We start from the raw sequence: 9,351 nt of genomic DNA on the forward strand, positions 1-9,351 counted from the left end.
GGCGCTACGGTCACCCGGCGCACCTTGAAAACGTGACGTGCGCCTATCGCGCCGGAGCGCGAAGCGCAAGAGCTAGTTCTGCATCGACTTCACGGCGCGCACGATATTGAGCGAGCCAGCGGCGAAGCCGAGCACCACTCCGATCAGCAGCCCGATGGGCGACCAGCCGAAGAAATGATCTGCCAGCAGACCCACAAAAACCCCGGCGATGACACCACCGAAGAACTCCGATCCGTAGCGCAGTCCGAGCGCCCAACCCGATGGAGCCGCATTATCCTTGGCTCTCTGCGCCTCTCTTGCCTCAAGCTTGCGGGCAAGACGGTGCTCGAAATCATCCGGGTCTGGAGGGCTCGTATGGTCGCTTGGATAGGACATGAGGGCCTGTGCGCTCCCGTGGGACACCCCCGGAAAGCGCGCGCACACTATAAGCGCGGTATGGGCAAGTCAAGTGAGTGGGCGCGCGCCACAAATGTCAGAAAAACAAGAACTTTTTGCCTATTCGGCAGCAAGGAGCGCTTCTGCCGCACGCAGGTTCACCGAGACGAGCTGCGAGACACCCTGTTCGCCCATGGTCACACCGAACAGGCGATCCATCCGGCTCATCGTCACCGGATTGTGGGTGATGATGAGGAAGCGCGTATCCGTCAGTTCGCGCATTTCTTCCAGCATCCGGCAGAACCGGTCGACATTGGCATCGTCCAGCGGCGCGTCCACCTCGTCGAGCACGCACACCGGCGCCGGGTTGGAGAGAAATACTGCAAAAATCAGGGCTGTAGCGGTTAGCGCCTGCTCGCCGCCCGACATCAGCGACATGGTCTCCATCTTCTTGCCCGGCGGGCAGGCCATGATCTCGAGCCCCGCCTCCAGCGGGTCGTCGTGCTCGGTCAGGCGCAGTTCGGCCTCGCCGCCACCGAAAAGCGTGGAGAAGAGCTGTCGGAAATGACCGTCCACCACCTCGAATGCGGCGAGAAGCCGCGCCCGGCCTTCGCGTGAGAGCGTGTCGACAGCCTTGCGCAGGCGCGCCACCGCCTCGACCAGATCGTCACGCTCTGCGGTTAGCCGGTCACGCTCCGAGGTCAGCTCTTCTGCTTCCTCGTCGGCGCGCAGGTTTACCGCGCCAAGGCGTTCGCGCGAGAGGCGGGCCTCGTCCAGGCGCCGTTCCAGTTCAGCCGAAGAGAGGTTCACATACTCGCTCTGGCTGGACCGGGTCTGCAGCGCCTCGGGCGTCTCGCCAGTGGCATCCGCGAGGCGCTGGGCGGTCTCGGCAATGCGCGTCTGGGCGCCTTCCAGCGTCGCCGCGGCAGCAGCCCTGGCCTCTCTTGCGCTGCCCGCCTCGCGCTCGGCGGCGCGCAAGGTTGCGTCGGCTTCCCGCAAGGCCGCCTCTGCCGCCTCTACCTCGGAGCGCGTCAGGCGCGCGCGCGATTCGGCCTCGCCCAGCTGGTCGAAAATGACGCTGCGGCGCTCTTCCAGCTGACCGGGTTCAGCTTCGGCTTCGGCAAGCGCGCTGCGTGTTTCCGATTCGGCGGTATTGATCTCCGCCAGGCGCCCCGCAGCACTGTCGGCGCGGCGGGACCATTCGGCCTCCTCGCGCTCCAGCCCGGCTATCCGGTGACGGCGGCTCTGCGCATCGCGGCGCACCGATTCCAGCGCTGCCCGGGCGTCTGCCGCGACTGCGCGGGCGCGCTCGGCTCCGGTACGCGCCTGTTCCAGCGCGACACTGCCGTCATCGGCATCCAGGGTGGCTTTCAGGCTGGCTTCAGCGCGTTCCAGCGCGTCCTTTGCACCGGCCGCTTCGCTCTCCAGCCGGCGCGCCGTATCTGCCAGATTGGCCCGGCGGGCCTCGGCACGCACCGCGGCCTCGCGCCCGTCAGCAAGCGCGCGTTCGGCGTCGCGCACACGGCGTTGCGATCCGTCCAGCGCTTCGCGGGCGGCACGCAGCGCGGTTGACGCCTCTCCAGCGGCCAGCCCGGCCCTGTCGTGCTCGCTGCGCGCGTCCGCCTCGCGCTTGCGGGCAGCATCCAGCTCGGAAAGGATGGTCTCGAGCCGGTTGCGTGTTTCCAGCCGGATGGCAGCGCTCGACGGGGCGCCGGCATTGGCGGCAAACCCGTCCCAGCGCCGCAGTGCGCCGTCCAGCGTCACCAGCCTCTGGCCGGGCTTCAGGAAACCCGCCAGCCGGTCGAGATCGGCCTCGTCGACGAGACCGATCGATTCCAGTCTTGCTTTCAGCTCGGAAGGTGCCTCGACGACTTCGCTCAGCGCCGTCACGCCGGACGGCAGGGCCGGTGGCAGGGCGCTTGTGCCGGTCCAGCGGCGCGCCGCACCGGCAGACAGGCCGGCCTCCAGATCATCGCCCAGCGCGGCGGCCAGCGCTTTCTCGGTGCCGGGTTTTGCGCGTACCTGCTCAACCAGCCCGTCATCATTATCGCCGGAGGCGACCAGGCGGCGCAGGCTGTCGGCCTCGCGCGACAGGGACTGTGTCTCGGCCTCGGCCGCACGAAGCGCGTCGCGGGCGGTGCTGGCGGCCTCGGCTTGAACGTGCGCGGCTTGCTCGGCTTTTGCGAAGGCTTCGGCCGCCTTTTCAGCGTCAGCCCCGGCTTCGGCTACAGCGTTTTCCAGCGCTTCCAGGCCGGGCCCTTCATGATCTGGCTGCTCGGCGGCGCGGGCTGCTGCTTCGTCAGCCTCGCGGCGCAATGTCTCGTGACGGCGGCGGGCATTGTCGGTATCGCGCCGCGCGGCATCGCGGGCTGCCTTTACTTCAGCCAGCCGTGCACTGGCGGCATCAAGCGTCTTTTCGGCCTCGCTGCGCTGCTTTTCCGCCTCTGCCATGGCGGTTTCGGCCCTGGCCTGCGCTTCAGCATCACCGGCCAGCTCGTCGCGCAAGGTTTTCAGCGACCCGCGCACCCGCTCCAACGACTGCGTTGCCTCCTGTGAGAGCTCGGTCTCCCGCGCCTTGCTGATGGCCAGCTCTTCAAGCCTTGCCGTCAGGCGCGCGATGTTGGCTTTGGCCTGATCGATATCGCGTTCCAGTGTGTCGCGTTCGCGTTCCAGGAGGCGCAAGGCGGCGGAGGCTTCCGCTTCGCGTTCACGCAAAGGCGCCACAGCGTTGGCAGCGGCTTCGGCGGCACTGGTGGCGGAGGCAGCAATGCGCGCGGCGTCGGCGACGAGGGTTTCGCAGGCAGCCAGATGATCGCGCGCGCCAGACGCGGCCTCGCTCGCCTCCTGCCAGCGGCGCAGCCAGAGGACGGCTTCCAGCTCGCGTATATCGGCAGAGAGCTTGCGGTAGCGGCCTGCCTGCCGCGCCTGTTTCTGCAGGCCCTCATAGCGGCTCTGCAGTGTGTCGACGACCTCCTGCAGCCGGTCCAGATTGGTCTCGGCCGCGTTGAGGCGTAATTGCGCTTCGTGGCGTCGGGCGCGCAGGCCCGCCACCCCGGCAGCTTCTTCCAGTACGCGGCGGCGGTTTTCCGGCTTGGCGTTGATCAGCTCGCTGATCTGGCCCTGACGCACCAGGGCAGGCGAGTTCGCGCCCGTGCCGGCATCGGCGAACAGGAGCTGCACGTCTTTTGCGCGTACTTCCTCGCCATTGATCTTGTAGTCAGACCCTTTGCCGCGCGTGATACGCCGCGTGACCTCCAGAATGTCTGCATCGTTGAAGCGGGCGGGCGCGCGGCGGTCGGAATTGTCGATGGTCAGGATCACTTCGGCGCGGTCACGGGCCGGGCGGGTCGCGGTGCCGGAGAAGATGACGTCTTCCATACCGCCGCCGCGCAGCGATTTGGCAGAGGTGGCCCCCATCACCCAGCGCAGCGCTTCGAGCACGTTGGACTTGCCGCAGCCATTCGGGCCGATGACGCCGGTCAGCCCCGCATCAATGCGCAGCTCCGCCGGATCGACGAAGGACTTGAAGCCCGTAACGCGCAGACGGGTGAATTTCACCAGACGTCTCCTGAAACCCGTCTGAAACCTCGCGCCGCTGCTTTGCAGTCATCCGCTAACGGTTTCACCATGCCACCGAATCGCGCGTCGGCTATTCCTCGGCGCGAGACCGGAAATACTCGATGATTCGCGAGAAGGTGTCGCCGGTGAATTGTGCAGGCACGAAACCCTGATCGTCCTCGATGGCCGTGTTGCCGGCAAAATAGACGACGCCGGAGCCATCGGGCGCGCGGTTCGGTTCGACACGCTCGCCATTGATGATGAAACTCGGCGTGGCGTTAATGCCTTCGCGCGCGGCACGCTGGTTGGCTTCGTTGATCGCCTCCACCGCGCTCTCATCGGACATGCAGGCGCGGAATTCCTGGTCAGACAGACCTGCCGAGCGGGCGATGGTCTGGAATTGCTGGCGTGCCTGACCGCGCTGCGCGGCCATGAAGATCGCCTGCTGCTGTTCGAAAAGCACGTCGACCACGTCGAAATAGCGCTCTTCGCCTGCACAGCGCGCCAGCATGAAGCCGGCGAGCGCCAGTTCTGCCGAGCCGGTCAGCATTTCACGGAATACAAGGCGTACCGTGCCGTCTTCTATATACTGGTTCAGCGTGGGGTAGACGCCCGCATGGAAGGCAGCGCAGCCACCGCAGGCGGTAGAGCCGTATTCAATGAAAACCACCGGCGCATCGACCGAGCCGCGGGCGAAATCACCTTCGCGTTCGAACTCGGTGCGGCCATCGGCGGCCCCTGAGTTCCCGCCGCAGGCAGCGAGCGCCAACGCTGTGGCGGCTGCAAAGGCAGGAATAAAGGAACGGGCGAGGTTGAAAGCCATGGCAAATGCTCCATCCGGTGAGCGCGATGTTCAGGTTGGTGGCACTCTACCCATAGCGTGCGGTGAAGCGCCAGACTTGAGGGCAGGGCGCTTGCGCGCGGGCATGGGCATTGTTACTCAGGCCGCTCGTTTTCCTGACCAGATGGAGTGCGCGTCCCATGTCCGTTACCGAGGACGATGTCCGCCGGATCGCCCGGCTCGCCCGTATCGCCGAACCCAAGGACCGCGTGGCCAAACTTACCGGCGAGCTGAACGGCATTCTGGCCTGGGTGGAGATGCTCAATGAGGTGGATGTGGACGGCGTCGAGCCGATGACCACGCCTGTCTCCACGCCATTGCCTATGCGCGAGGACGCGGTGACCGACGGGGAAATCCCCGAAAAAGTCCTGAAGAATGCGCCGAAGGCCGAAGAAGGCTTTTTCGTCGTCCCGAAGAGCGTGGAGTAGGCGGGTATGTCTGACGTGTTTTCGATGAACCTGCTTGAAGCCCGCGATGCGCTTAGCCGTGGTGATGTCTCCAGCGCCGAACTGACAGCAGCCCACGTAAAGGCCGCTGAGGACGCGCAAGGCGCGCTCAACTGCTTCACCGTGATCGATGCCGATCATGCGCTCGGTATGGCGAAAGCCTCCGATGCGCGCCGGGCCAAGGGCGAGGCGGGCGTGCTGGAAGGCGTGCCGCTGGTCATCAAGGATCTGTTTGCGGTCAAGGGTATCGAGACGACGGCTTCCTCCAACATCCTCAAAGGCTTCAAGCCGGAATACGAATCCACCGTCACGCAGAATTTGTGGGACGCGGGCGCGGTGATGGTGGCGAAATCCTCGATGGACGAGTTCGCCATGGGTTCATCCAACGAGACCGCCGCGACCGGCCCTGTGGTCAATCCGTGGCGGGCGAAGGGCTCCGACGAGAAGCTGGTGCCGGGCGGGTCGTCCGGCGGGTCTGTGTCCGCGCTCGCTGCCGATATCGGCTATGGCGCGACGGGGACTGACACTGGCGGCTCCATTCGCCAGCCTGCCGCCTTTACCGGCCTTGTCGGCGTGAAGCCGACCTATGGCCGCTGCTCGCGCTGGGGCGTCGTGGCGTTCGCCTCCTCGCTCGATCATCCCGGCGCGTTCGGCAAGACGGTACGCGACAGTGCGCTGCTGACGCAGGTCATGGCGGGCCATGATCCGAAGGATTCCACCAGCTATCCGGGCGCCGTGCCCGACATGCTCTCCGCGTGCGAAAAGCCGGTCAAAGGCCTGCGCATCGGCGTGCCGAAGGAATACCGCATGGACGGCATGCCCGGCGAGATCGACACGCTCTGGGCCAAGGGCGTGGAGTGGTTGAAGGCGCAGGGTTGCGAGATCGTCGACATCTCGCTGCCGATGACGAAATACGCGCTGCCCGCCTATTACATCATTGCGCCGGCGGAAGCCTCCTCCAACCTCGCGCGCTATGACGGCATGCGCTATGGCCTGCGCGTCGAGGGCGAAGACCTGATCGACACCTATGAAAAGACGCGCGCGGCCGGTTTCGGCAAGGAAGTCCAGCGCCGCATCCTGATCGGCACCTATGTGCTCTCTGCGGGCTATTACGACGCGTATTACGTGAAGGCACTGAAAGTGCGCCGCCGCATCTATGAGGATTTCCAGGCCGCGTTCGAAAAGGTGGACGCGATCCTCACCCCCACCACGCCCAGCGCCGCGTTTGGCATCGGCTCCAAGTCCAAGGCCGACCCGATCGAGATGTACTTGAATGACATCTTCACGGTGACGGCCAATATCGCAGGCATCCCCGCGATGAGCGTGCCTGCGGGCCTTGATGCGCAAGGGCTGCCGCTGGGCCTGCAGGTCATCACCCGCGCGCTGGACGAGGAAACCATGTTTTCCGTTGCCGCCGCCATTGAAGATGCGGCAGGGTTCACAGCCAAACCGGAGAGATGGTGGTGATACGCGACGCGCTGAATTTCTTCAGACAACCCTTTGCCCGTATTGCGGCGGTGCTGGCGGTCGTTCTGATGGGGTTTGACTTATTTACTACAATTGCAAACTGGGCGGAGATATGGGCTGTTCAGAATAGCTTCTCGAGTGTGCTAGTGTACGTGCCCTTTCATCATTTTTTCCTTAGTATGTTCGCCGGATTTGTTGTGTTGTTTGTCGCGATCGCGGTCGAGTACGCTTCCCGCATTGCGAACGATATCAAATACCTGAGATCGAAAGTCTCTGAGGAAAAACACGAGGCTCAAGGTGAATGATCTCATCAAGCCGCCCGTAGGTATTTTCATCGTCTTTGGAGGGTTGTCTCTAATAGTGCGGATTTGGGAGTCGGCGCTTCTGGATTATATTAGCGCTCCGGACCATCAATTAGCGCCGGTATTTTCTCGGGCCATGACTACAGAAGAGTATTTTTATTCTTTGTATTTAATTTTTCCAGGCGTAACCTTGGTTATTCTAGGAGTCATTATTTATTGGCTGCGCCGCATCGCGGTCAGGACGAACACTCTCCGCAGGTCTGAAGGTAAACTGGTATGAAAAATGTTGCGGTGCAGTTTTTTAGGAGCCGGTTCGCGCTATTGATTTTTGTAGCAACACTAATTTTCGCTTTAATCGGTGTTGTCAGCATTTCCGTAGCAGTAGCGCATGGTAGCGAAGATGCTGGTTGGCAGATGTCACAACTGGTGTCGGCAATTACGCCCATCCTCCTCCTTGCTGTCGTTATCGAATACCTCTCACGCATCGCTGACGCGCTGGAGAAGCCCGGCGTGCTGGGGTTTGAGGACGAGGCGGGGGAGTGATGGGCGCACACGCCCAGCTTTTCCGCGATGCGCTGCACGCCCTGTCGCTAGGCGCTGCGGCGTTTGCCTTGTTCGGCGATGGTGAAATGCGCGTGCGGATCGCCTATATGTGTATGGCAGTCGTACTTCACGGGCTGGCGCACGTGGTAATCGCGGCTAACCGTTATCTGACAGCGATGGAGGCAAGCGATGAGTGACCTTACTGAGTGGATCATTCTCGGTATCATGCTCGCCTTTGGCATTGGTGTCGCTGTGTTCTACGGCGAGCAGGCGCGCCAGCTGAAGAACGAGTTGCGCCGCCGGCGCGAGGACCGGGAAGAGCGCGAGGGCAAGGCAGGCTAGCGCTACCCGCTATTTGCTGCTTTATCTCACATGAACCCCACCATCATCCTCATACCGCTTTGCGGCCTTGTCATCCTTGGCGCGGCGATCCTGTCGGGCCGGTTTGGCGATGAGACGGGCTTGCGCGCCATAGGGCTGGCCCTGCTGCTGTTTGGCGCAGCCGGCATTGGCACGCTGCTGTTTGCCCGGCGGCTCAAAGTGTGGGTTGATGGGCTGGCGGAAAATGCGCGCAAAGCCGATCAGGACAAGTCTGAGTGAGAGCCATCTGGTATGAAACGCAGGGCGCAGCCGGTGATGTGCTGACGCTGGGCGAGCGGCCCGAGCCTGTGCCGGGCCCCGGCGAAGTTGCCGTGACGGTGCAGGCCTCCGGCGTGAACCCGTCTGACGTGAAAATGCGCTCCGGCGCGCGCGGCCCCATGGCTGTACCGTTGCAGATTCCTCATTCCGATGGGGCTGGTGTGATCAAGGCGGTGGGCGAGGGGGTAGACCCTGCGCGCCTTGGCGAACGCGTCTGGCTGTTCAGCGCGGCCTACAGGCGTTCGGGTGGCACCTGCGCGGAAGTATGCGTGCTGCCTGCAGAGCATGCGGTGCCCCTGCCGGACCAGATATCGGTAAAGGCAGGCGCAGCTTTGGGCATTCCGGCCATGACGGCCCATCGCGCCCTGTTCTGCGATGGCGGGGTGGCAGGCAAGACGGTGCTGGTCACCGGCGGCGCGGGCGCTGTGGGCCACAGTGCGATCCAGATCGCCAGATGGGCCGGCGCGGAGAAAATCATCACCACCGTTTCCAGCGCCGCGAAGGCTGCCATCGCCATGGCTGCAGGGGCCGACCACGTGATCAATTACCGCCAGCAGGATGTGGTGGAGGCTGTGCTCGCCGACACGGACGGCGCAGGCGTGGACCATATCGTCGAGGTAGAGCTCGGCGGCAATCTGGCCCAGTCGTCAAAGGTCATCGCCGAACACGGCACCATTGCCTGGTATGGCTCCGAAGCGGTGCGCGAGCCGGTCTTCGCCGCCTATCCGCTCATGTTCAGGAATGTCACCTTGCAGGGCATTTTCCTCTACGCCATCACGCCCGAACAGCGCGCCAGTGCCGTTGCCGACATCACCAGCGCACTCGAAGCCGGTCTCTTGCGCCCGCTGATCGATTCCGCATGGGCGCTGGAAGAAACGGTGAAAGCCCATGAACGTGTGGAGAGCGGGGAGCGCTCCGGCGCGGTCATCGTCCAGCCGGGCGGGGTGTGAGCCAAAGCCGTTCCTGGTTCTCTTCTCTTCTCTTCGTCATTCCAGAAAGCGTGTCAGCGCTTATCTGGAACCCAGCCTTCTTTGCACTCCGGGTTCCGGGTCGGGGGCCGGGACCCCGGCTTTGTCATCCAGCCGCCTTCCAACCGGGTTCCCGGGCTTGACCCGGCAACTGTTTCAGGCGGGTTTGTATGTCGTTTGATCTCTGAGCATGGCGTTGAGCCTGATGAGGA

Annotated in this window: 12 protein-coding genes; 9 read left to right on the forward strand and 3 right to left on the reverse strand. The window is 63.8% G+C overall.

What is annotated here, in order from left to right:
- Window positions 1-72 precede the first annotated feature (72 nt).
- From IEV75_RS06470 to IEV75_RS06480, 3 genes are all read right to left on the reverse strand, one after another.
- Window positions 73-375, reverse strand: coding sequence for an AtpZ/AtpI family protein (locus IEV75_RS06470; protein ID WP_188451728.1), 303 nt, complete (start codon window positions 373-375; stop codon window positions 73-75).
- 120 nt (window positions 376-495) lie between these two features.
- Window positions 496-3,933, reverse strand: coding sequence for a chromosome segregation protein SMC (gene smc, locus IEV75_RS06475; RefSeq protein WP_188451729.1), 3,438 nt, complete (start codon window positions 3,931-3,933; stop codon window positions 496-498).
- A 91-nt stretch (window positions 3,934-4,024) separates the two neighbouring features.
- On the reverse strand, window positions 4,025-4,756 hold the full coding sequence (locus tag IEV75_RS06480; RefSeq protein WP_188451730.1) for a DsbA family protein: 732 nt from the start codon (window positions 4,754-4,756) through the stop codon (window positions 4,025-4,027).
- 158 nt (window positions 4,757-4,914) lie between these two features.
- On the opposite strand from IEV75_RS06480, the gene gatC reads away from it, so the two are divergent.
- Genes gatC through IEV75_RS06525 form a run of 9 tightly spaced genes read left to right on the forward strand, consistent with a single transcriptional unit; the run spans window position 4,915 to window position 9,121 of the window.
- The gene (gene gatC, locus IEV75_RS06485; protein WP_188451731.1) at window positions 4,915-5,202 is read left to right on the forward strand and encodes an Asp-tRNA(Asn)/Glu-tRNA(Gln) amidotransferase subunit GatC; all 288 of its coding nucleotides are present in this window, start codon (window positions 4,915-4,917) and stop codon (window positions 5,200-5,202) included.
- A gap of 6 nt (window positions 5,203-5,208) precedes the next feature.
- Window positions 5,209-6,687 (forward strand): Asp-tRNA(Asn)/Glu-tRNA(Gln) amidotransferase subunit GatA, encoded by a 1,479-nt coding sequence (gene gatA / locus IEV75_RS06490; protein WP_188451732.1) that lies wholly within the window; start codon window positions 5,209-5,211, stop codon window positions 6,685-6,687.
- On the forward strand, window positions 6,678-6,992 hold the full coding sequence (locus tag IEV75_RS06495; RefSeq protein ID WP_188451733.1) for a hypothetical protein: 315 nt from the start codon (window positions 6,678-6,680) through the stop codon (window positions 6,990-6,992). The genes gatA and IEV75_RS06495 overlap by 10 nt, the downstream gene beginning before the upstream one ends.
- A complete protein-coding gene (locus tag IEV75_RS06500) occupies window positions 6,985-7,269 on the forward strand; it encodes a hypothetical protein (protein WP_188451734.1) in 285 nt (94 codons plus the stop codon). The genes IEV75_RS06495 and IEV75_RS06500 overlap by 8 nt, the downstream gene beginning before the upstream one ends.
- Window positions 7,266-7,532, forward strand: a complete 267-nt coding sequence (locus IEV75_RS06505) for a hypothetical protein (RefSeq protein ID WP_188451735.1) — start codon at window positions 7,266-7,268, stop codon at window positions 7,530-7,532. Before IEV75_RS06500 ends, IEV75_RS06505 begins: the two co-directional genes overlap by 4 nt.
- On the forward strand, window positions 7,532-7,729 hold the full coding sequence (locus IEV75_RS06510; protein ID WP_188451736.1) for a hypothetical protein: 198 nt from the start codon (window positions 7,532-7,534) through the stop codon (window positions 7,727-7,729). Before IEV75_RS06505 ends, IEV75_RS06510 begins: the two co-directional genes overlap by 1 nt.
- Complete coding sequence (locus IEV75_RS06515; RefSeq protein WP_188451737.1) at window positions 7,722-7,874, forward strand: hypothetical protein; 153 nt, start codon at window positions 7,722-7,724, stop codon at window positions 7,872-7,874. The genes IEV75_RS06510 and IEV75_RS06515 overlap by 8 nt, the downstream gene beginning before the upstream one ends.
- A 30-nt stretch (window positions 7,875-7,904) precedes the next feature.
- On the forward strand, window positions 7,905-8,132 hold the full coding sequence (locus IEV75_RS06520) for a hypothetical protein (protein WP_188451738.1): 228 nt from the start codon (window positions 7,905-7,907) through the stop codon (window positions 8,130-8,132).
- Window positions 8,129-9,121: an NADPH:quinone reductase gene (locus IEV75_RS06525; protein ID WP_188451739.1), complete on the forward strand. Its 993-nt coding sequence runs from the start codon at window positions 8,129-8,131 to the stop codon at window positions 9,119-9,121. Before IEV75_RS06520 ends, IEV75_RS06525 begins: the two co-directional genes overlap by 4 nt.
- Window positions 9,122-9,351: the final 230 nt, after the last annotated feature.

It is taken from the genome of Glycocaulis albus (assembly GCF_014639075.1).
GTDB classification, from domain to species: domain Bacteria; phylum Pseudomonadota; class Alphaproteobacteria; order Caulobacterales; family Maricaulaceae; genus Glycocaulis; species Glycocaulis albus.

Excerpts from the sequence above, each read along its gene's own strand:
- IEV75_RS06495 (WP_188451733.1), top strand. The coding sequence starts at position 6,678 with ATGGTGGTGATACGCGACGCGCTGAATTTCTTCAGACAACCCTTTGCC.
- IEV75_RS06480 (WP_188451730.1), bottom strand. The coding sequence starts at position 4,756 with ATGGCTTTCAACCTCGCCCGTTCCTTTATTCCTGCCTTTGCAGCCGCC.
- IEV75_RS06470 (WP_188451728.1), bottom strand. The coding sequence starts at position 375 with ATGTCCTATCCAAGCGACCATACGAGCCCTCCAGACCCGGATGATTTC.
- IEV75_RS06520 (WP_188451738.1), top strand. The coding sequence starts at position 7,905 with ATGAACCCCACCATCATCCTCATACCGCTTTGCGGCCTTGTCATCCTT.
- gatC (WP_188451731.1), top strand. The coding sequence starts at position 4,915 with ATGTCCGTTACCGAGGACGATGTCCGCCGGATCGCCCGGCTCGCCCGT.
- gatA (WP_188451732.1), top strand. The coding sequence starts at position 5,209 with ATGTCTGACGTGTTTTCGATGAACCTGCTTGAAGCCCGCGATGCGCTT.
- IEV75_RS06510 (WP_188451736.1), top strand. The coding sequence starts at position 7,532 with ATGGGCGCACACGCCCAGCTTTTCCGCGATGCGCTGCACGCCCTGTCG.
- IEV75_RS06505 (WP_188451735.1), top strand. The coding sequence starts at position 7,266 with ATGAAAAATGTTGCGGTGCAGTTTTTTAGGAGCCGGTTCGCGCTATTG.
- IEV75_RS06515 (WP_188451737.1), top strand. The coding sequence starts at position 7,722 with ATGAGTGACCTTACTGAGTGGATCATTCTCGGTATCATGCTCGCCTTT.